Origin of the sequence: Kocuria sp. NBRC 114282, assembly GCF_030268385.1 — a bacterium.
GTDB classification, from domain to species: Bacteria; Actinomycetota; Actinomycetes; order Actinomycetales; family Micrococcaceae; genus Kocuria; species Kocuria palustris.
Genome location: NZ_BSQO01000033.1, coordinates 1 through 445 on the forward strand (window position 1 = coordinate 1; position 445 = coordinate 445).

A 445-nucleotide genomic window follows, 5' to 3' on the forward strand; every position below is an offset into this window, starting at 1 on the left:
TTTTTGTGTGTCTGTTTGAAGATTACTAAGGGCGCACGGTGGATGCCTTGGCATCAGGAGCCGATGAAGGACGTGGCAATCTGCGATATGCCTCGGGGAGCCGATAAGCGGGCTGTGATCCGAGGATTTCCGAATGGGGAAACCCCGTCGTCTGTGAGGGCGATGACCTGTATCTGAATACATAGGGTGCAGGGGGGAACGCGGGGAAGTGAAACATCTCAGTACCCGCAGGAAGAGAAAACAACAGTGATTCCGTGAGTAGTGGCGAGCGAAAGCGGAAGTGGCTAAACCGTCTGTGTGTGATACCCGGCAGGGGTTGCATGGGCGGGGTTGTGGGAGCATCAGTGCCCGGTCTGCCGGCTGGGTCGTGTGAGTGCAGCGTGATAGTCGAATCATCTTGAGTGGTGTGCCGTAGAGGGTGTGAGTCCCGTAGACGAAATCATTG

1 rRNA gene is annotated in these 445 nt (G+C 56.0%); it reads left to right on the forward strand.

The annotated features are described in order from the left end of the window. Positions 1-15: 15 nt before the first annotated feature. Positions 16-445, forward strand: a 23S ribosomal RNA gene (locus QSJ40_RS12605); the annotation flags it as partial.